Origin of the sequence: Belliella filtrata, from assembly GCF_022549775.1 — a bacterium.
In the GTDB taxonomy this organism is placed as follows: domain Bacteria; phylum Bacteroidota; class Bacteroidia; order Cytophagales; family Cyclobacteriaceae; genus Belliella; species Belliella filtrata.
In genome coordinates this window covers 1-20,137 of the sequence record NZ_JAKZGP010000009.1, presented here as the reverse complement: position 1 = coordinate 20,137, position 20,137 = coordinate 1, and the positions used below count along the sequence as shown (strand labels likewise).

Genomic DNA, 20,137 nt, shown 5'->3' with positions numbered 1-20,137 from the left:
AAAGCTGTAGTTTTGTAATTCTTAATATCCGAATTAATTCATAAACAATATAATAGCATGTCTGAAATTAAATCCGACAAATACGTAAAGTATAAAGTAAAAGATATTTCACTCGCTGAGTGGGGACGAAAAGAAATTAAATTGGCCGAAGCTGAAATGCCAGGTTTGATGTCCTTGAGAGAGGAGTTTGGAGCTTCTCAACCTTTGAAAGGAGCAAGAATAGCGGGCTGCCTTCACATGACAATACAAACTGCTGTTTTGATTGAGACACTAGTAGCGTTAGGAGCTGAAGTGACTTGGTCTTCTTGTAACATTTTTTCCACTCAAGATCATGCAGCAGCAGCAATTGCCGCAGCGGGTATTTCTGTGTATGCCTGGAAAGGATTGAACGAGCAAGAGTTTGATTGGTGTATTGAGCAAACCATTTTCTTTGGAGAAGATAGAAAGCCATTGAACATGATCTTGGATGATGGTGGAGACTTGACCAATATGGTTCTTGACCAATACCCTGAATTGGTAGCTGGAATCAAAGGTTTGTCTGAAGAGACCACTACTGGTGTACATAGATTATACGAAAGAATGAAAAATGGCACTTTGCCTATGCCAGCAATCAACGTGAATGATTCTGTAACAAAGTCTAAATTTGACAACAAATATGGCTGTAAAGAATCATTAGTAGATGCTATCAGGAGAGCTACAGATGTGATGATGGCTGGAAAAGTGGCTGTAGTTGCTGGTTACGGAGACGTAGGGAAAGGTTCAGCAGCATCACTTAGAGGAGCTGGTGCTAGAGTTATAGTGACTGAGATCGATCCAATCTGTGCGCTTCAAGCTGCAATGGACGGTTTTGCAGTGAAGAAAATGGTGGATGCTGTGAAAGAAGCTGATATCGTCGTGACAGCGACAGGTAATAAAGACATCATTTCTGAAGAGCACTTTAGAGCCATGAAGGATAAAGCTATTGTTTGTAATATCGGACACTTCGATAATGAAATCGACATGGCTTGGCTGAATGGTAATTATGGAAGTACCAAAGATGTGATCAAGCCTCAAGTGGATCTTTATAACATTGAAGGAAAAGAAATTATTGTATTGGCTGAAGGAAGGCTCGTGAATTTAGGATGTGCTACAGGACACCCTTCTTTTGTAATGTCTAATTCATTTACTAATCAAACTTTGGCTCAAATTGAATTGTGGACGAACACTGATCAATATCAGCCTGGGGTTTATGTGCTTCCTAAGCACCTAGACGAAAAAGTAGCTGCCCTTCACCTTGCAAAGCTTGGGGTTGAACTTGATACTTTGAGTCAAGAGCAAGCAGAGTATATTGGTGTGACTCCAGAAGGACCATACAAGCCAGAGTATTATAGGTATTAATTTATAAATTGAAATTTTTAGAGGTAAAAAAGGCTGGGTAATCCCCAGTCTTTTTTATTGAATTTATTTTTTGATTTTTGAAGAGGTCAAGCTGTATTTTAAAATAATGGCTAAAACTGATTTGTTTTGATTCTTTGACTTTAAAATTAATTCTTTTACCATGAAACTGAAATTCTCCCCACTCATTCTTTTGGTAGTATTATGCTTCATTTCCACTACCTGCAATAGTTTTACTCAAAATGTACTTTTCAAAGATTTCAACGTGATACCAATGACCAGTGATACTGCGTTGACTTCTCGAAGTGTGCTAATCTAAGAAGATGAAATAATTGCCATAGATCATTTTAAAAACCTGAAGCCTAAGAAGAATAGTAAAACGCAAGTTATAGCGGTAAAGGGGGAGTTTTTGATGCCTGGTTCGGTAGATATGCATATGCACCTTCCAGATAAGGATCGGGTAGAAGAGTTTTTGAAGTATAATCAGGCAGCTGGTGTCACTCATCTGCGTGTGATGAATAGTGTAATCGATCAAAATGAGCTCAAAAGAATATTTGATTCTGAAGACGGAGTTTTAAGGCCAAGTATTCATTTTAGCCATTTGATCAGAAAAAACAATTTGTATACAGTTGGTCAAGCAGATAGCTTAATGAAAGGAATGAAAGAAACTGGGGAGGGATTTGTAAAGTTGCTTAGTCTTGGTAATGAAGAAACATTTGAGAACCTAAGTGAGGCAACGAAATTGAATGATGTGATTTTTTGTGGTCACTTTCCTGTATATCAAAAGTTCGGTCTGGGTTATATGGTGGATATGGATAAAGTGCTTCATAGCGGATTTAGAAGTGTGGAGCATTTAGGTGATTATTTTTGGTTGCAAAGCGATAATCAAATTGAGAAATCAAAACAAATTACTAAGCTCAATGAGGTTTACAATTATCCTACATTGGACTGGGATGTTAAGACATTCAATCTTTTGTATCCAAATGGCTATAAAGAAAGGTTTACCTATATGCTTTTGCCCGAAGAAATCACAAAGAAACGGGAAGCTGATTACGAATCATACATTGATGAATTAGGTGGTCTTGAGGTGATGAAAGCATCAATGGAGAAAAATCAGGGTGCGTTTGAAGCAAAGAAATAAATATTAAAGGGCTTATATGATGCTGGGTGTTTGTTACTGATAGGAGGAGATGCAGATACCCATTTTCAAGCCCTTGGATTTAATATCTATGTGGAAATGTTATATTGGTCTGCCATTGGGATTGATAATTATACAATTTTAAGATCAACTACATATAATGCAGCAAAGTTTTTGGAGAGCATTCGACTTTGGGGACGATAGAAATAGGGAAAAATGCCGAGATGATATTATTGACTTCTAATCCATTGGAAGATATCAGAAATATTGGCACCATAGAACAGGCCGTTTTTGAGGAGCTAATTTATAACAATAAACAAATCATAGAGAGCTTGAAAGAGTTATATAGATGAGTGAAATAATTTGGGAGTGGCATGGATATCGTTTAATGCATCCTTTTTTTTATATTTTAGGAGTTTTAGAATCTGGAAAATAGTATTAATAATCTTCATGAATAGTTTCAGCTTAAAATCATACCTGTCGTCAAATATCGATATAGATGAGATGGAAATATCGGCAATAGTTGAAAAGTGCACAACGAAAAAAATTAGGAAAGATCAGTTCTTGATCCGCAGTGGTGAGTACTGTAAGCATACTTTTTTTGTCGAAAGTGGACTTTTGAGACAGTATTCCATTGACAAAAAGGGAAAAGAGCATATTCTTAATTTTGCACCTGAAAATTGGTTTGTAACTGATAGAGAAAGTTCTTTTTTCAACCAACCATCGGTATATTACATTCAGGCATTGGAAGATAGTGAAGTGGTGTCTATAGACGAGGACTTCATTCATTTACTTTCAGAAAAATTTCCCGCTTTTACAGATTTCAACAACCGACTACTTCACAACCATATCAGAAACTTGCAAAATAGGATTGATTTATTATTGGGTGCAAATGCTGAGGAGAGATATTTACAATTTGTCAAAATGTATCCAGACATCATGTTAAGAGTCCCTCAAGCAATGGTTGCTTCGTATCTAGGGATCACCCCAGAGAGTTTGAGTCGGGTTCGCAAGGAGCTAGCACTAAAAAACCTCAAAAGATAGGAACTTACCATACATCAATGTACACTACTTTCTTTGCAGCTAATTTTACATATAACAAATTGTAAAATTTATGAAAACAAGAACAGTAGAATTGGTGGCAAGCCCAAGAGAGCCTCACTTTGTTGGAGATGGTTTTCGGGTTCATAATTTTATTCCAAGCGCATATAGAATGGATATGATCCGCATGGATCCGTTTATCATGTTGGACTATAATTCATTGTATGAATTCCCACCATCTAAATATCCAAAAGGTGTAGGAGTTCATCCACATAGAGGTTTTGAAACCGTAACCCTTGCTTACAAAGGAAAGGTGCAGCACCACGACAGCAGTGGAGGAGGTGGTGTTATAGGTGAAGGAGATGTGCAGTGGATGACAGCTGCAAGCGGTGTGCTTCATAAAGAGTATCATGAAGAGGAATGGAGTAAAAAAGGAGGAGCCTTTCAGATGGTTCAACTCTGGGTGAACTTGCCCAAAAAGGATAAGATGTCTAAGCCTAAATACCAAGCTATCAAATTCGATGAGATAAGTAGGTTTGAATTGGAAGAGCATGCTGGAATTATCGAGGTTGTCGCAGGGGTATATAATGGTACTAAAGGAGTCGCATCAACTTTCAGCCCAATCCACATGTACAATGCTAAATTGAACAAAAATGGTAAAGTAAATTTTGAATTTCCTAGCCATTTTAATACTGTTTTGCTAGTATTGGAAGGCAGTATCACTATCAATGGAAAAGAAGCAGTGCCAACTGACCATTTGGCATTAATGGCAAATGATGGTGAAGCCTTTGAGATAGAAGCAAACGAAAATGCAGTGGTTTTGGTATTGAGTGGTGAACCGATCAAAGAACCAATCGCAGCCCATGGTCCTTTTGTGATGAATACAAAGGAGGAGTTGAGAGAAGCATTCAATGATTTCAACAATGGCAAATTTGGATATTTGGAGGATTGAGTTAAAATAAATCTAAATGAACTTGGTGCGTGAGACATAGTGCTTTCAAAAACTGGATAAACGTCATATAGGAGGTGATTAAGATTATTTATTTGCAGAAAATTTTGTAGATGGTAGCTTGATAGAATCATTTTCTGTATGATGTTTATCGTTTTTTATGATTGATTTTAGTTGGGTAAAGACTTTAATATCTTGACTAAAAAGTGGTTCCTCGGAAAAATGCTTTACCCTTACAAATCATTTGTTACTGAAATAGGGTTCTATCTCACCTGTGCCAAACTCATCTAGGAGGGACTCAATGAAGATGAAATGGTAAATGATATTTTAGATTTTATGTAATTTCGTGAAAGTTTTGTTTAGTAAACTACAATAGTATTGTTTACTAAACAATAAAAGTGTTGGTTCATCCATTATAAAAGGATCCGTCAGGTTTTTAAAATCAAACAAGTATTTGCAGTTATTTATAAGAATCTACGGGATTTCTTATTCTGGTATCTATCGGAATCCAAAGGTCGAAGTTTGAAAAAAAACCTTTCAGGTCTTTTTTCAGACCACGAAGGTTTATTTCTTAGTTTTTAGCTTATTTTCAATACTTCTTTCATCCTTATTTTCAAAGTTTTGAGAAAATTCAGGGTTTTGTTTAGATTTGAAGACCTTCTTGATTCCAGTAGCTTTCCAAACCCAAAGGTCAAAAAAAGACCCCAAAGTTTCCTTCGGGGTCTTCTTGGTACTTAATACTTGGTACTTGGTTCAGCAATTAAGCGTCTTTCTTAGCCATTCTTGCTCTTTCGTTCTCATCCAAGTAGATTTTTCTCATTCTAATGGACTTTGGAGTGATTTCCAAGTATTCATCTTTTTGGATATATTCCATAGCTTCTTCTAGAGAGAATTTCTTTGGAGGAGCGATTCTAGTATTATCGTCAGAACCAGATGCTCTCATGTTAGTCAGCTTCTTACCTTTCTGTACATTTACCACGATATCGTTATCTCTTGAGTTCTCGCCGATCACTTGGCCTGTATATAGCTCATCACCTGGCTCGATGAAGAATGTACCTCTATCCTGAAGTTTATCTATCGCATAGGCAGTACATTGACCAGCTTCCATAGAGATCAGTGATCCATTATTTCTTTCTGGGATATTACCTTTGAATGGTTCATAAGAAGAGAACCTATGGTTCATGATAGCTTCACCTTGAGTAGCTGTCAATACATTATTTCTCAACCCGATCAATCCTCTTGAAGGAATTCTGAATTCAAGGTGTTGTAAGTCACCTTTTGGTTCCATGATTAGAAGTTCACCTTTTCTTTGAGTAGCAAGTTCGATTACTTTACCAGCTGTAGCTTCAGGTACATCTACCACTAAAGTTTCGATAGGTTCATTTTTCACACCATCGATTTCTTTAAAAATTACCTGTGGCTGACCCACTTGAAGTTCATATCCTTCTCTTCTCATTGTCTCTATCAAAACAGACAAGTGAAGGATACCTCTACCATAAACTAGGAACTTATCTTCAGAATCAGTTGACTCAACTCTTAGAGCAAGGTTTTTTTCCATCTCTTTCATCAACCTATCTCTCAAGTGACGAGAAGTCACAAACTTACCTTCTTTGCCGAAGAAAGGAGAATTGTTAATGGTGAAGAGCATATTCATAGTCGGCTCATCAATCGAGATTCTTGGAAGCGGCTCTGGATTTTCTAATGCAGCGATGGTGTCGCCAATTTCAAAATCTTCGATACCTGTTACGGCACAAATGTCTCCAGCAAATACTTCTGTAACTTTGTTTTTCCCAAGACCTTCAAATACGTGAAGTTCTTTTACTTTTACTTTTTTGAAAACACCATCAGCTTTACAAAGTGTAAGTTGTGCACCTTCTTTGATACTTCCTCTTTTAACTCTTCCGATAGCAATACGGCCTACGAAGTTTGAGTAATCAAGAGAAGTGATTTGCATTTGAAGGCTTCCTTCATCAATTTTTGGAGCAGGAATATGGTCAATGATAGCATCAAGTAATGGAAGGATAGAATCTGTAGGAGTTTTCCAATCAGGACCCATCCAATTTTGTTTTGCAGACCCGTAAAGTGTTGTAAACTCAAGCTGCTCTTCAGTTGCGTCCAAGTTGAACATCAATTCAAAAACAGACTCTTGTACTTCGTCCGGTCTACAGTTTTCTTTATCTACTTTATTTACCACTACTATTGGAGTCAAGCCTAAAGCTAGTGCCTTTCCAAGTACAAACCTCGTCTGTGGCATAGGTCCTTCGAAAGCATCCACCAAAAGGATAACACCGTCGGCCATTTTCAAAACTCTTTCTACTTCACCACCAAAGTCGGCGTGACCAGGGGTGTCAATGATGTTGATTTTGTGATCTTTATACCTAACGGATACGTTTTTGGAAAGAATCGTGATACCTCTTTCTCTTTCCAAGTCGTTGTTATCCAATATTAGATCGTCAAACTGTTGGTTTTCACGAAAGATTTTGGAAGCATGGATGATTTTGTCCACCAAGGTTGTCTTACCGTGGTCAACGTGTGCGATAATCGCAATATTCCGTATATTTTGCATTGTAAAATTGAATTAAGGTGCAAATGTAAGAATAAAATTTTGTATCAGCTTGATTTCTATTCAAACTCCATGATATTTAATGATTTCCTAAAATTGAGTTTGGAAATCTTAGAAGAACATTTTGCGAATGATACTTGGTCTTACAATGTTTATAGTCTTTATTAAGAAAGATGTAGAGGACATACTTTAAATTAATAAACCAACGCATTTTATGTGAGGGAAAACTAAATTTGGTGTGTTTTTCAATTATATTGTATATACTAAACATATTATACTTTCCCCAATTGAAATTTGAATTGGGGAATTGGCGGATTTTTATATTAATAAATAATTAGTTATATTTGGATGTTCTTTGAGTATTTGACAGGATAAATTTTTAGTGGGATAGAAATATTGTTTTGAATCATAATCATCAAACTTAAATATAGCCCATTCACTTTAGTTTATTCCCATTCAAATAAATTGTCTAATTACTTCATAAGCTATAATTTAGCTTGCGAATCAAATCTCTAAACAAGAGGCTGAATTAATTATTGAAAAAAAATATGGTCGTTTCCTTTGCAATTTGAAATTAAAAAATGATAACTTTAAAATCTCAATAATAATTTAGAAACCGTTTAACCTTTATTTAAAGTCTATTAAAATCTACATTATGAAAAAGTTAATCGCTTTGTTCATGCTATCCGGAATCCTTTTATCGCCGGTTATCTCGAATGCTCAAGACGCAGATGTTGACTCTGCAGAAGTTGAAACCACAGAAGTCGTAGAAGCAGAAGAAGTTGCTCCGGCGGTCGTTGACGATGAAATCATCGAAGAAGACAAAGGTTTTCACCAAATTATCAAGGAGAAGTTTATCGAAGGTGGTACTACTTTCATGTCTCCAGTATTGATCTGTTTAATCTTAGGTTTAGCAGTTTCTTTAGAAAGAATCGTTACGCTTAACCTTTCTACTACCAACACCAAAAAACTTTTGGCTAAAGTAGAAGAAGCGTTAGAGCAAGGTGGTATCGAAGCAGCCAAGGATGTTACTAAAAACACCAAAGGTCCTGTTGCATCTATCTTTACTCAAGGTTTGATGAGATACACTGAAGGAATCGAAATGGTAGAAAAGTCTATCATCGCTTACGGATCTGTTGAAATGGGTAGATTGGAAAAAGGTCTAGTTTGGATCTCTCTCTTCATCTCTCTTGCCCCGATGTTGGGTTTCATGGGTACTGTAATCGGTATGATCTCTGCATTTGATGCAATTGAAGCGGCAGGTGATATCTCACCATCTCTTGTAGCTGGTGGTATCAAAGTGGCTCTCTTGACTACAGTTGCTGGTTTGATCGTTGCGATTATCCTTCAATTGTTCTACAACTACTGTGTCGCTAAGATAGATTCTTTGGTAAACGACATGGAAGATGCATCTATCTCTTTGGTAGATATCCTTGTGAAGCATAGATTGACTAAGTAATTATTAGTTGATTGATTCGTTTCAACTCTTAATTATTTATTAACTTAAGCAAACAATCAATATGGATTCTATAGATATTTTCTTATACGTATCTTATTTATTGATTATCATAGGAACGATAGTGGCTGTGCTAATGCCATTAATTAAATCCTTAGATAATCCGAAAAGTTTAGCCAAAACAGGTGCAGGTATAGTAATTCTTGGTGTTATTTTCTTCATTGCTTTTAGCACTGCTGACAGTGAAGTAGCTCCAAAATACCTCGGAGATCCATTTAACATGACTCCTACCTTGACCAAGTTTGTTGGTGGAACTTTAGTTACGACTTACATTTTAGCGATTGTAGCTCTTGTAGGTATCGTATTTACAGAACTCAATAAAGCAATCAAGTAATGGCAAGTAAAAGAGGCAGAATGTCACAGGAAGTCAATGCAGGGTCTATGGCTGATATAGCCTTCTTGCTATTGATCTTCTGGCTTGTGACTACTACTATTGCTTCGGATAAAGGTATTCTCAATATCTTGCCTCCAAAGCAAGACCCGAATGTGCCACCACCTGAAGTGCCTCTCAATGAGAGAAACATTTTCAATATATTGGTCAATGCAAATGATCAATTGTTGGTGGAAGGTGAGTATTTAGACAATACTAATCAGCTTTCAAATGATATTAAGGCATTTATTCTGAATTTCGGAGCTCCTACTCCAGAAGCTATGGAATTGTTTAATAGCCTACCAGCATCTTTGAAAGCTTTGTCAAATAGAGATTCAAAATCTTCTGATCATCCAATGCAAGGTGGAGCGGTAGTTTCTATCAAAACGAATAGAGGTACTTCTTATGAAACCTACCTTGAAGTTTTGGATAATGTAAAGAGGGCTTATTATGAAATCTATGCAGAAAGGGTAGGGCTTACTTCTGAGGAATATAGAGCACTATCTGGAAAAACTGCTGCTGAAAAGGAGCTTTTGGATAGAGGGAAAGAAAACCTCCCAATGTCCATCTCTATAGCTGAACCAGATAAATTAGGAGGTAATTAATATGTCGAAGTTTAAGAAAAAAAATAAGGTAACGGAAAATATTCCAACCTCAGCTTTGCCCGATATTATCTTCATGCTGTTGTTCTTCTTTATGACTACGACGGTTCTGAGAGAAAATGAAATGCTTGTGGAGCAGAAGATTCCAGAGGCAACTCAACTTACTAAGTTGGAAAAGAAAACTTTGATCTCGTACCTATATGTAGGAAAGCCTAAAAATACAGCAATGTATGGTACCGAACCTAGAATTCAGGCAAATGATGTTTTGATCAATACTTCTGATATTGCTCTATGGGTAAATCAAGAGAAAGACAAAAGATCAGAAACTGAAAGAGAAATGTTGACCATATCTCTGAAAGCAGATAGAGAGGTAAAGATGGGGCCTATTTCTGATATTCAATTTGAATTGAGAGAGGTAGATGCTCGAAGAGTACTTTACGCTTCAGTTGGTAAACTTCAGAATTAATCAATTTTAATTTGTAAAAAAAAGGCCACTTCAAACTGAAATGGCCTTTTTTCATTTTTACTAAATCTATTCATCATGATTTGATTTAGGTCCCATAGTTTTAAATAGGCGAATACTAGATTTTTTATATTACTAATAAAGTGTACTTAATACGTCGATTTTGAATATTTTGATGCTATTATTGTTGTTCAATTTATCACAGGATTCTTCTAGTTTTATCTATTCGAATAAGTTTTCATATCAAGAAATTTGAGTTTGTAAATGCGAAATAAAATTCACAATGCTTGGGCAATGTATGATTGGGCAAATTCAGTCTATAGCCTTGTAATAACTTCTACGATTTTTCCTGTTTATTTTAACAACGTGACCACCACACAAGAACGCGGTGACCTGGTTAGCTTTTTTGGGATAGATATTGTAAATACTGTTTTGTACTCTTACGCAATTTCCTTCTCGTTTTTAGTGATTGCTGTTATCTCTCCTCTTTTATCTGGAATCGCTGATTCGGGTGGTAAGAAATTGCTTTTTATGAAGTTCTTTACATACCTGGGATCATTGGCTTGCCTCGGCTTGTTTTTTTTTGATGGAGATAATTTAGAATGGGGAATTGTTTGTGCGATTTTAGCGAGTATTGGATACGCTGGGAGTATTGTTTTTTACAATGCTTTTCTTCCAGAAATATCTAAAGAAGAAGAATTTGATTTCTTGAGTGCAAAAGGTTTTGCCCTTGGGTATATTGGAAGTGTGATTTTGCTAATTCTAAATTTGGTTATGATAGAATTCCCAGATTTGTTTCACTTGTCTGATGGTGGTCAGGCTGCAAGGTGGTCTTTTTTTATCGTCGGGTTTTGGTGGGCTGGATTTGCGCAGATTTCATTTAAGTATCTGCCAGACAACCCGTATGGAAAAAAAGTTAATCGTTCCTTACTTTTTGTAGGTTATAAGGAAATTAAATCAGTTTTTTATAAAGTTCGTTCCTCTACAGTTATGAATAGATTTCTATTGGCATTCTTTTTTTATAGTATGGGAGTTCAGACAGTAATGTATTTGGCAGCAACTTTTGGAGATAAGGAGTTGGGTTTGCCAGGGGATCAGCTGATCATTACCATATTAATCATCCAATTGGTTGCGATTGGTGGGAGCTATTTATTTGCTTTTATATCAAAGCTCTCAGGTAACAAGGCTTCACTTATTGTAATGGTATTTATATGGGTTTTGATTTGCTGTGGGGCTTATTTTGTTCAGACAGCCTATCAATTCTTCGCCTTAGCCTTTGTAGTGGGGATGGTAATGGGAGGTATTCAGTCTCTTTCTAGATCAACTTATTCTAAATTGATTCCTGCTCACACTACTGATCATGCATCTTTTTTTAGTTTTTTTGATGTGACGGAAAAGATAGCCATAGTTTTAGGGACATTTTCATATGGATTTATTGAGCAAATGACTGGATCTATGAGGAATAGCTCATTAGCTCTTGGTTTATTTTTCTTTGTTGGGCTAGGATTCTTAGTTTTACTAAAAATACCACCTAGTGATTTACAAAAACCTGCTATTGACTGAGATGATGCTTCCAATAATTGCTGGAGATGATGTTAAAAAACTCGATGACTTTCATATGCAAAGTGAAGGGATCAGTTCTGTTCAATTGATGGAGCGGGCTGGTAAATCTTTTGTAGCTTGGTATGAAGACCAATCATTCTCTAGTGTTATCAAAATTTATGTTTTTGTAGGATCAGGAAACAATGGCGGCGATGGGTTAGTAATTGCTAGATTGCTTCAAAATGACCAGAGAGCTATTCACGTGGTTTGCATGGAGCCAATTGAAAACTGTTCAGAAGACTTTATTTTTAATTTCAGTAGACTTCCTGATAGTGTTGAGGTTGTACAATACACTGATTGGCCTAAAGAAATAAAGGATGATTCTGTAATAGTTGACGCAGTCTTAGGGGTTGGAGTAAATAGACCTTTAAATAAAAATTATGCTGAATTAATCAGTTTTTTGAATACATTATCAGCAATTAAGCTTGCTGTTGATTTGCCTTCTGGGCTTCCTGCTGATCATACCTCAGTTGGGCTTGTTTTTCAGGCAGATTTCACATTAACTTTTCAATTTCCAAAATTGAGTCTACTTTTTCCAGAACATGCGGAAATCATAGGAAAGTTGGTAGTATTAGATATTGGAATCTCTGAATCCTCAATACATAGATTTTCCCAAAATAGATTCTATTTGAGGGAAATAGACATCAAGAAACATCATAAGTATTTTCATCGGTTTAGCCACAAGGGGGATTTTGGTAAAGTACTTTTGATCGGTGGAGCATTGGGGAAAACTGGGGCAATTAATCTGGCAGGCCATGCAGCATTGAGAACGGGTAGTGGCTTGGTACTGCTAGCTCCTCAAATTCCAGACCCATATAAGTTTCGGCCAATTGTTCCTGAATTAATGGTTTTTGGAGAAAAGGGTGGTTTTTGTTTTGAAGAGTTTGACTCCGTAGCAATTGGCCCAGGGATGGGTTTGGATGTGAATTTTAGTTGGTTTCGCGGTTTGTTAGATCAAGTTAATCTCCCAATTGTTTTGGACGCAGATGGTATCAATCTCTTATCCAAATTCCCTGAGCTCATAGATCAATTACCAGTGAACAGTATCTTGACTCCTCATTTCAAAGAGTTCGAAAGGCTAGTTGGTAAATCAAGTGATCACTTGGAAAGAATTCAGCGGGCTACAGATTTTGCTACAAAATACAACATCATCTTGATTTTGAAAGGAGCTCATACTCTGATAGCAATGCCTGATGGTAGACAGATTTTCAATTCAAGTGGCAATCAATATATGGCAACTGCAGGCTCAGGAGATGTGCTCACGGGGATGATAGCTTCGTTTTTAGGTCAGAAATACAGCCCAGAAAATGCTGCTATTTGCGGTGTTTTTCATCATGGTATGGCAGGTGAAATTGCATCCCAATCCAAATATAGAGGTATGATTGCCTCTGATATTATAAATGCTATTCCTGAGACCTTTGTCCAATTGGAAGTCTTGTAGTTTTGAATTCTTTGGAGATAACTTTAAGTCAAAAGAACTTATTCACTTTTGCATTGGTTGATTAGCAATATTTTGAAGTTAAAATGACCAAGGAAAAGCTTTTGCTGTGGACTTTAGCAGCGATCAATTTTACACATATAGTGGATTTTATGATATTGATGCCTTTAGGGCCTCAGTTGATGAGAATATTTGAAATCAGTCCTAGAGAATTCGGGCTTCTGGTTTCTTCTTACACCTTTGCAGCAGGTTTTAGTAGTTTTATGGGGGCATTTGTACTTGATAAGTACGACAGGAGAACGATTATGCTTTGGGTGTTCACAGGGTTCTTTTTAGGGACTTTAGCCTGCGCTTTTTCACCAAACTATATTGTCCTACTTATAGCTAGAGTAATTTCTGGACTGTTTGGGGGATTGACATCGGCTTTGATATTGGCGATCATCGGTGATGTGATTCCTGATAGTAGGAGAGGACGGGCAATGGGATTGGTAATGGCGGCCTTTTCGGTTGCCTCTGTATTTGGTGTACCTTTTGGACTATTTATCGCAAGTCTTTCGAATTGGCACGCCCCATTTTTGTTTTTGGCTGGAATATCGGCCATCATATTTTGGATGATCTATAAATATGTACCGTCCTTAACAAATCATATTGTAAGCGGAAATAAAAAGCCTTCACCAATAGAAGTGATCAAAAGGGTCACCAGCAATGCTAATCAAATGAGAGCAATTACGCTTACCATAATGATAATGCTTGGCCAATTTATGATTATACCTTTTCTGAGCCCTTATATGGTTGCTAATGTTGGTTTTACGGATATGCAGCTAACTTATATTTATATGGCTGGAGGAGCATTCACCATTTTCACTTCTCCATGGGTAGGCAAACTGACCGATAAGTATGGAAAAGTTAAGATTTTTACGATATTTATGTCACTCAATGTAATACCAATTGGTTTGATTACGCACTTAGGCATGACGCCGATTCCTTATGTGCTTTTGATTTCAACCATGTTTTTCGTGACATCCAATGGGCGTATGGTTCCAGCTTCCGCTTTGATCACAGGAACAGCCAAGCCAGAGAATAGAGGGAGTTTCTTGAGCTTTAATTCAGCCGTGCAGCAGCTTTCCGCTGGTTTTGCTTCATTTGTAGCAGGATTAATTTTGGCAGAGAATGCTACTGGTCAATTAGTAAATTTTAATATCGTGGGTTACATAGCCATTTTCTTCAGTTTACTTTGTATTCCTTTGATTAGGAGAATTAAGGTGATCGATTTGTAGAAATAAAAAAAGCCTGAGATCAGGCTTTTTTTATTTCATTTGTTTTAAAACTCAGCGTTACCTGGTGTCCTTGGGAAGGCAATCACATCTCTGATGTTACTCATGCCAGTGACGAATAGGACTAGTCTTTCAAAGCCAAGTCCAAATCCAGCATGTGGTGTAGCTCCAAATCTTCGAGTATCTAAATACCACCACATCTCTTCGTGTGGAATGTGCATTTCGTCCATTCTTTGAGTCAGTTTCTCCATTCGTTCTTCTCGCTGTGATCCACCCACAATTTCACCAATACCTGGGAATAAGATGTCCATAGCTGCAACAGTCTTTCCATCATCATTTTGACGCATGTAAAAAGCTTTAATTTCTTTTGGATAGTCTGTTAAGATTACTGGCTTTTTGAAATGCTTTTCCACCAAGAATCGCTCATGTTCGGACTGTAAATCTGCTCCCCATTCTTCAATAAGGTATTGGAATTTTTTCTTCTTGTTTGGATTAGAGTTTCTGAGTATATCAATCGCCTCGGTATAAGTGATTCTTTCAAACTTATTCTCTGTCACAAACTTTAGACGATCTAATAGCCCCATTTCGCTTCTTTGATCCGCTTTTTTGCTTTGTTCTTCTTCTGACGCCCTTTTATCCAAAAAGGTTAAATCATCCTTACAGTTTTCCAATGCATAACTGATCACATATTGTAAAAAGTCTTCAGCTAAATCTTGGTTGTCTTCAGCATCATAAAATGCCATTTCTGGTTCGATCATCCAGAATTCAGCCAAGTGCCTTGTTGTATTTGAGTTTTCAGCTCTAAATGTAGGGCCGAAAGTATAAATCTCTGATAAAGCCATTGCCGCAAGTTCGCCTTCAAGCTGACCAGAGACAGTAAGGTTTGTCTCTCTTTCAAAGAAATCTTCCTTATAGTTGATGCTACCATCTTCATTAAGAGGTGGTTTTTTGAGGTCTAGTGTTGTTACCTTAAAAGTCTCTCCTGCACCCTCAGCATCAGATGCCGTAATGATAGGTGTATGGATATAGAAAAACCCCTTATCATTGAAGTATTTGTGAACAGCATACGCTAGAGCATGTCTTACCCTGAATACTGCGCCAAACGTGTTTGTACGCATCCTAAGGTGTGCTATCTCTCTTAAGAATTCCAGTGAATGCTTTTTAGGTTGCAAAGGATACTTTTCAGGGTCAGCATCTCCAAGTATAGTGATGGAAGAAGCTGAAATTTCAGAGCTTTGTCCAGCACCTTGAGAAGCAACTATTTCACCCTTGACCTTGATACATGCGCCTGTTGTGATTCGTTTTAAGGTTTCTTCAGAGATGATGTTTGGATCCGCTACTACTTGGTAATTATTTATAGAGGAGCCATCATTCAGTGCTACGAATGAAACATTCTTGTTACTTCTCTTTGTTCTTACCCAACCCATTAAGGTCAATTCTTGACCTACAAAATCTCCTTCCAAAAGTGATTTTATTTTTATTCTTTTGTTAAATGCCATGACATCTGCTTTTGTGTATCTTTAACTCTTCTTACCATACAAGAATATGTTAGGTTCTAGAGGAATGCAAAAAAACGATATAATAAGCTTTTTATCAAAAAATTGATCTAATTTCATAAATTTGAATTCAGAAAATATTTATCCCAACATTTTAATTCGTTTGAAGTTCTCTTAATAATTCATGAATCACCTTATATGCAGAAGCTTAATTTAAGTCAGGTACTTTCACAGAAACTGTCTCCACAGCAGATTCAATTTATCAAATTACTTCAAGTTCCCACAGCTGAACTTGATGCTCGTATTGAAGAGGAACTGGAGATCAACCCGGCTTTAGAAGAGGGGAGAGATGAAGAAAAGACTCAAGAAGAGGACTTTTCTGATAACTATGAAGAAAATATTGAGGCTCCAGAGTCGGATTTGAATATCGATGATTATTTGAATGATGACTATGGGGGCTACAAAATGCAAGGGGATGGCAATTACTCTCCTGATGATGAAGATAGAGAGATCCCGATTTCTGGAGGAGTGTCTTTACATGAACAACTTTTGTCACAATTGGGTTATCTAAAACTTGATGAGTCTCAGAAGTTGATAGGAAGGCAGCTAATAGGTAGCATTGAAAGTGACGGATACATTCGCAGAGATCTTGAGGCAATCATCAATGATTTGGCATTTAGTCAAAATATTGAAATAGACTTAGATGAGGTAGAAGAAGTTTTAAGGAAAATCCAGAACTTTGATCCTGCGGGGATAGCTGCTCGAAATCTTCAAGAATGTCTATTGATTCAGTTGGAGAGAAAAGAGCATCCTGAAGATCCAGTGGTACAGAATGCGATGCGTATCATCAATGACAGTTTTGAAGAGTTTACAAAAAAACACTACACCAAAATCCAAAAGAGATTAGGTATTGAAGATGATGAGCTGAAAGATGCCATCCAAATGATCACAAGGCTTAATCCTAAGCCGGGAGGGATCTCTGACGGTTTGGTCAAAACACAATACATTATTCCAGACTTCATATTGACCCATGCCAATGGAAAAATGGAGATTTCACTAAATTCTAAAAATGCTCCTGAGTTGAGAGTAAGTAGATCTTACTCTGATATGTTTGAAGCATATGACAAGAGTGATAAGCGAGATAAAAAACTTAAAGAAACTGTCACTTTTGTAAAGCAAAAATTAGATGCGGCCAAGTGGTTTATTGATGCCATTAAACAAAGGCAACAGACCTTATTAAGGACAATGCAGGCGATTTTGGATTTTCAGACTGAGTTTTTTATTGAAGGCGATGAGACCAAGTTGAAGCCCATGATCCTCAAAGATATCGCTGATAGGATAGAGATGGATATTTCTACTGTTTCAAGAGTCGCAAATAGCAAAGCGATTCAAACTGAGTTTGGCGTGTATCCATTGAAGTACTTCTTCTCTGAAGGTATTGCTACAGACTCGGGAGAAGACGTATCTAACAAAGAAGTGAAAAGTGTCTTGCAGTCAATGGTTGACAACGAGAATAAAAGGAAGCCACTATCGGATGATAAATTGGTCAAACTTTTGAATGATAAAGGATACAATATAGCAAGAAGAACAGTCGCGAAATATAGAGAACAGTTACAGATTCCAGTAGCAAGACTCAGAAAGGAATTATAAGTGTATAAGAAAGTTTCAGAAATAATATCTGCTGTATTTCAGCCTTTATTGATGCCAACATTGATTTTTGCATTTCTGCTTTTTGGAATGCCTGAATCTGAATTTTCATCAGGGCCTAATAGGCCCTTGATTTTTTTCGTGATTTTCGCAAATACTTTTGCGATTCCTCTTGCCATTTTAATGATTATGAAATTGACTGGTACTATTTCTTCTCTAAAAATGGATGATAGGAAAGATAGGGTTATGCCTTTTTCTGTGATTAGTTTGCTCTACTTGATTAGTGGGTATGCATTTTTTACAAATGATTGGATGGATTACAAGCTAGTTTACACTTTATTGGTGATCACCATTTGTTTGATTTTATTGACTGGGATTAGTTTTTTTTGGAAAATCAGCGCGCACATGATAGGAGTAGGTGGTATGCTTGGTTTTGTTTTGGCAAGTACACAGATGGTGACAGGTTATAGTTTATTAAACTATGCAATAGGGGCAGTATTGCTTGCGGGTTTAGTAGGGAGTTCAAGATTATACCTCAATACCCATACACCTTTACAAGTTTGGTTTGGTTTTATTCTTGGGTTTGTGATTTGCTTTTTGTCTTATTTTTTAGTCTGGGTATAGTCAAAAAAAATAACCTTCCAAATATCAAGTGAAGCTGTATGAGCAGTCACATCAATATTCAGAAGGCTATGAATAATTTGAGTATTCTTAATTTTTAAAATAGTGCAAATGAAACACCAAAGTTAATTTGATTTGCTTCAGTACCGAATGGTCCTTGATCTTTTTGAAAAACTTGATTTAGTCCGTAATATCCCCAAATGTTGAACCCTGGAAACCCTAATCTCGTGTGAATACCATATCTTATTGGAGCAAAACCATAGTTCTGACGATCTTTGATTTTTCTTTCCAGGCCATCTGCATCTTCAAAAGATACTTTTGTATGAGCATTCATAAGGAAACCAACTTTACCGCCTACAGCTACCCTCATACTTTTTTTATAGTTAGATCTATTGAAGTGATATCTAATTTCTAGAGGAATATCTATATAATTTACAGCTACAACATTTCGATTTATTTGAATGTCGTCTCCATATACGTCTGTTATCTCCTGTAGTCTACTTGATTCTGGTCCTACAGTCGGATTATTAAATAGCGTCCTGCCTCCAGTGAAGGCTAGTTTGTCAGTTCCAATCCCTATACCTGGGTTGAAAGTGAATCCAGATCCTTCACCAAAGAGGTTGAATGGGTGCTGGTAATATGCATTGAAAGTCCGAGAAGGGAAAAATCTAGTTTGAAGATCATCAGGCTTATTATTTAAGGTGTTGAAACCAAAGTCTAAGAACAAATCACCTTTAATATCTGGTCGCCCACCTATAGGTGTTCTCTCTCTTTCTTGAGCAAAGGTGTTGAATGTCAGTAATCCTGCAATGAATAATAGTGTTAGTCTTTTCATGAAAGCATTTGTTGGATTTTAATCGAGGGGCTAAATTATAAAAACATACGCGATTTATGTTCCTTTTTATCTTAATAATTCTTAATTGATTACATGAATAGATAAAGTAAAATTTAAAAAGCTTTGTAAAGGAGTTTGTAAATACAAAAATCATATCTACCTTTGCAAACCAATTATGGCCTCGTAGCTCAACTGAATAGAGCACCTGATTACGGCTCAGGAGGTTTCAGGTTTGAATCCTGACGAGGTCACAAATATCAAAGTGTCTTCCATAGCAAGGACGAAAGGTTTTATTCAATTGAAATTTTCTCAACTGAATAGAATATCCTGACTTAGGTCGGGAAGGTTTCAAAGTCTGTACCGATTTTTCGGTATTTGAATCCTAGCAAAGTCACTTCCACAATGTCAATAACGATTGGCACCGAGTACTTCCCGCAATCAATAAGAATAGTTAAGTCTTTAAATTTGGAAAACTTTGTTTTTCGCTCAAAGACAGAAAGATTACTTTAGGTTTCCAAATTCTTGGATCAACCAAACCTCAAAAGAACTTCAGAAATTACTATTAGTATACAATATTTCATGATTTAGCATCATGAATTGGTGTGTGAGAATAGTAGCTACTGCTATCTCATTTAATACATGGGAATTTTGAGGGTTTTGTGTCCTAAATGTAATATAAAGTGGGTTTTGAAATTATTGTTCTGAAAATCAATAGGAAGAGTAAAAAAGTAAAATTCTTTTTATTTGAGATTAGGAACTTAAAAAAAACTGTCACACCTTTGCAATCCCAAACGAGGGAGCATGTTTTGAGATAAACAAAATAGCAGGCAGGAAATAATGATTTAAGAAGTTTTAAAGAAATAAAATTTTTTAAAAAATTGTTTTTGGAAATGAAAATTTTCTCCTTACCTTTGCAAACCCAACGAGAGAGAAGGGCATTAAAGATCACAGAAAAGCTGTAGATATCAAGGGGATACGTTTAGTATTCATTAAGTTCATTGAAGTATTGTAAGACTAGAATAGATTAGCAAGAATATATTTTGTTAGTCATTAAATTTAAACATCAAGAGCAAAAGGAATTAGCTACTTACGAGTAGCAAATAGAAACTTTACAATGGAGAGTTTGATCCTGGCTCAGGATGAACGCTAGCGGCAGGCCTAATACATGCAAGTCGAACGGGATTCGGGACTTCGGTTCTGATGAGAGT

At 36.5% G+C, this 20,137-nt stretch carries 17 protein-coding genes, 1 tRNA gene and 1 rRNA gene; 16 read left to right on the top strand and 3 right to left on the bottom strand.

The window, feature by feature from the left end:
- The first annotated feature begins 57 nt into the window (after positions 1 to 57).
- The 5 genes from ahcY (at position 58) to MM239_RS05470 (ending at position 4,505) form a co-directional block, all read left to right on the top strand.
- Complete coding sequence (ahcY, locus tag MM239_RS05490) at positions 58 to 1,377, top strand: adenosylhomocysteinase (protein WP_241347202.1); 1,320 nt, start codon at positions 58 to 60, stop codon at positions 1,375 to 1,377.
- 409 nt (positions 1,378 to 1,786) lie between these two features.
- Positions 1,787 to 2,515: a hypothetical protein gene (locus tag MM239_RS05485; RefSeq protein WP_241347201.1), complete on the top strand. Its 729-nt coding sequence runs from the start codon at positions 1,787 to 1,789 to the stop codon at positions 2,513 to 2,515.
- Positions 2,516 to 2,703: 188 nt separating this feature from the next.
- Positions 2,704 to 2,865, top strand: coding sequence for a hypothetical protein (locus MM239_RS05480; RefSeq protein ID WP_241347200.1), 162 nt, complete (start codon positions 2,704 to 2,706; stop codon positions 2,863 to 2,865).
- Positions 2,866 to 2,962: 97 nt separating this feature from the next.
- Positions 2,963 to 3,556, top strand: a complete 594-nt coding sequence (locus tag MM239_RS05475; RefSeq protein WP_241347199.1) for a Crp/Fnr family transcriptional regulator — start codon at positions 2,963 to 2,965, stop codon at positions 3,554 to 3,556.
- Positions 3,557 to 3,626: 70 nt separating this feature from the next.
- Positions 3,627 to 4,505 (top strand): pirin family protein, encoded by an 879-nt coding sequence (locus MM239_RS05470; RefSeq protein ID WP_241347198.1) that lies wholly within the window; start codon positions 3,627 to 3,629, stop codon positions 4,503 to 4,505.
- A gap of 757 nt (positions 4,506 to 5,262) precedes the next feature.
- Here the strand turns inward: MM239_RS05470 and typA are convergent.
- Positions 5,263 to 7,068 (bottom strand): translational GTPase TypA, encoded by a 1,806-nt coding sequence (typA, locus tag MM239_RS05465; protein WP_241347197.1) that lies wholly within the window; start codon positions 7,066 to 7,068, stop codon positions 5,263 to 5,265.
- 652 nt (positions 7,069 to 7,720) lie between these two features.
- Between typA and MM239_RS05460 the strand changes: the two genes are divergently transcribed.
- The 7 genes from MM239_RS05460 to MM239_RS05430 all read left to right on the top strand — a co-directional run bounded on the left by MM239_RS05460 (position 7,721) and on the right by MM239_RS05430 (position 14,333).
- Positions 7,721 to 8,524 carry a MotA/TolQ/ExbB proton channel family protein gene (locus tag MM239_RS05460; protein WP_241295933.1) on the top strand — a complete coding sequence of 268 codons (804 nt, stop codon included), beginning with the start codon at positions 7,721 to 7,723 and terminating at the stop codon, positions 8,522 to 8,524.
- Positions 8,525 to 8,585: 61 nt separating this feature from the next.
- On the top strand, positions 8,586 to 8,915 hold the full coding sequence (locus MM239_RS05455; RefSeq protein ID WP_241347196.1) for a hypothetical protein: 330 nt from the start codon (positions 8,586 to 8,588) through the stop codon (positions 8,913 to 8,915).
- Positions 8,915 to 9,556: an ExbD/TolR family protein gene (locus MM239_RS05450; protein ID WP_241347195.1), complete on the top strand. Its 642-nt coding sequence runs from the start codon at positions 8,915 to 8,917 to the stop codon at positions 9,554 to 9,556. The genes MM239_RS05455 and MM239_RS05450 overlap by 1 nt, the downstream gene beginning before the upstream one ends.
- Position 9,557: 1 nt before the next feature.
- A complete protein-coding gene (locus MM239_RS05445) occupies positions 9,558 to 10,019 on the top strand; it encodes an ExbD/TolR family protein (protein ID WP_241347194.1) in 462 nt (153 codons plus the stop codon).
- Positions 10,020 to 10,280: 261 nt separating this feature from the next.
- Positions 10,281 to 11,579: an MFS transporter gene (locus tag MM239_RS05440; RefSeq protein ID WP_241347193.1), complete on the top strand. Its 1,299-nt coding sequence runs from the start codon at positions 10,281 to 10,283 to the stop codon at positions 11,577 to 11,579.
- Complete coding sequence (locus MM239_RS05435) at positions 11,551 to 13,059, top strand: NAD(P)H-hydrate dehydratase (protein WP_241347192.1); 1,509 nt, start codon at positions 11,551 to 11,553, stop codon at positions 13,057 to 13,059. Before MM239_RS05440 ends, MM239_RS05435 begins: the two co-directional genes overlap by 29 nt.
- 83 nt (positions 13,060 to 13,142) lie before the next feature.
- On the top strand, positions 13,143 to 14,333 hold the full coding sequence (locus tag MM239_RS05430) for an MFS transporter (protein WP_241347191.1): 1,191 nt from the start codon (positions 13,143 to 13,145) through the stop codon (positions 14,331 to 14,333).
- 44 nt (positions 14,334 to 14,377) lie between these two features.
- Here the strand turns inward: MM239_RS05430 and asnS are convergent, their stop codons facing one another.
- Positions 14,378 to 15,829: an asparagine--tRNA ligase gene (gene asnS / locus MM239_RS05425; RefSeq protein ID WP_241347190.1), complete on the bottom strand. Its 1,452-nt coding sequence runs from the start codon at positions 15,827 to 15,829 to the stop codon at positions 14,378 to 14,380.
- Between the two features lie 195 nt (positions 15,830 to 16,024).
- Between asnS and rpoN the strand changes: the two genes are divergently transcribed.
- Together rpoN and MM239_RS05415 are read left to right on the top strand one after the other, a co-directional pair.
- Complete coding sequence (rpoN, locus tag MM239_RS05420) at positions 16,025 to 17,476, top strand: RNA polymerase factor sigma-54 (protein WP_241347189.1); 1,452 nt, start codon at positions 16,025 to 16,027, stop codon at positions 17,474 to 17,476.
- On the top strand, positions 17,477 to 18,097 hold the full coding sequence (locus MM239_RS05415) for a phosphatase PAP2 family protein (protein ID WP_241347188.1): 621 nt from the start codon (positions 17,477 to 17,479) through the stop codon (positions 18,095 to 18,097).
- 94 nt (positions 18,098 to 18,191) lie between these two features.
- Here the strand turns inward: MM239_RS05415 and MM239_RS05410 are convergent, their stop codons facing one another.
- Complete coding sequence (locus tag MM239_RS05410; RefSeq protein ID WP_241347187.1) at positions 18,192 to 18,929, bottom strand: porin family protein; 738 nt, start codon at positions 18,927 to 18,929, stop codon at positions 18,192 to 18,194.
- A gap of 177 nt (positions 18,930 to 19,106) precedes the next feature.
- On the opposite strand from MM239_RS05410, the gene MM239_RS05405 reads away from it, so the two are divergent.
- Both MM239_RS05405 and MM239_RS05400 read left to right on the top strand, forming a co-directional pair.
- Positions 19,107 to 19,180 (top strand) — tRNA-Arg (locus MM239_RS05405).
- A gap of 860 nt (positions 19,181 to 20,040) precedes the next feature.
- A 16S ribosomal RNA gene (locus MM239_RS05400) occupies positions 20,041 to 20,137 on the top strand; the annotation flags it as partial.

What these genes read in the sequence shown, in the direction of transcription:
- ahcY (WP_241347202.1), top strand. Translation starts at nt 58, where the DNA reads ATGTCTGAAATTAAATCCGACAAATACGTAAAGTATAAAGTAAAAGAT.
- MM239_RS05485 (WP_241347201.1), top strand. Translation starts at nt 1,787, where the DNA reads ATGCCTGGTTCGGTAGATATGCATATGCACCTTCCAGATAAGGATCGG.
- MM239_RS05475 (WP_241347199.1), top strand. Translation starts at nt 2,963, where the DNA reads ATGAATAGTTTCAGCTTAAAATCATACCTGTCGTCAAATATCGATATA.
- MM239_RS05470 (WP_241347198.1), top strand. Translation starts at nt 3,627, where the DNA reads ATGAAAACAAGAACAGTAGAATTGGTGGCAAGCCCAAGAGAGCCTCAC.
- typA (WP_241347197.1), bottom strand. Translation starts at nt 7,068, where the DNA reads ATGCAAAATATACGGAATATTGCGATTATCGCACACGTTGACCACGGT.
- MM239_RS05460 (WP_241295933.1), top strand. Translation starts at nt 7,721, where the DNA reads ATGAAAAAGTTAATCGCTTTGTTCATGCTATCCGGAATCCTTTTATCG.
- MM239_RS05455 (WP_241347196.1), top strand. Translation starts at nt 8,586, where the DNA reads ATGGATTCTATAGATATTTTCTTATACGTATCTTATTTATTGATTATC.
- MM239_RS05450 (WP_241347195.1), top strand. Translation starts at nt 8,915, where the DNA reads ATGGCAAGTAAAAGAGGCAGAATGTCACAGGAAGTCAATGCAGGGTCT.
- MM239_RS05445 (WP_241347194.1), top strand. Translation starts at nt 9,558, where the DNA reads ATGTCGAAGTTTAAGAAAAAAAATAAGGTAACGGAAAATATTCCAACC.
- MM239_RS05440 (WP_241347193.1), top strand. Translation starts at nt 10,281, where the DNA reads ATGCGAAATAAAATTCACAATGCTTGGGCAATGTATGATTGGGCAAAT.
- MM239_RS05430 (WP_241347191.1), top strand. Translation starts at nt 13,143, where the DNA reads ATGACCAAGGAAAAGCTTTTGCTGTGGACTTTAGCAGCGATCAATTTT.
- asnS (WP_241347190.1), bottom strand. Translation starts at nt 15,829, where the DNA reads ATGGCATTTAACAAAAGAATAAAAATAAAATCACTTTTGGAAGGAGAT.
- rpoN (WP_241347189.1), top strand. Translation starts at nt 16,025, where the DNA reads ATGCAGAAGCTTAATTTAAGTCAGGTACTTTCACAGAAACTGTCTCCA.
- MM239_RS05410 (WP_241347187.1), bottom strand. Translation starts at nt 18,929, where the DNA reads ATGAAAAGACTAACACTATTATTCATTGCAGGATTACTGACATTCAAC.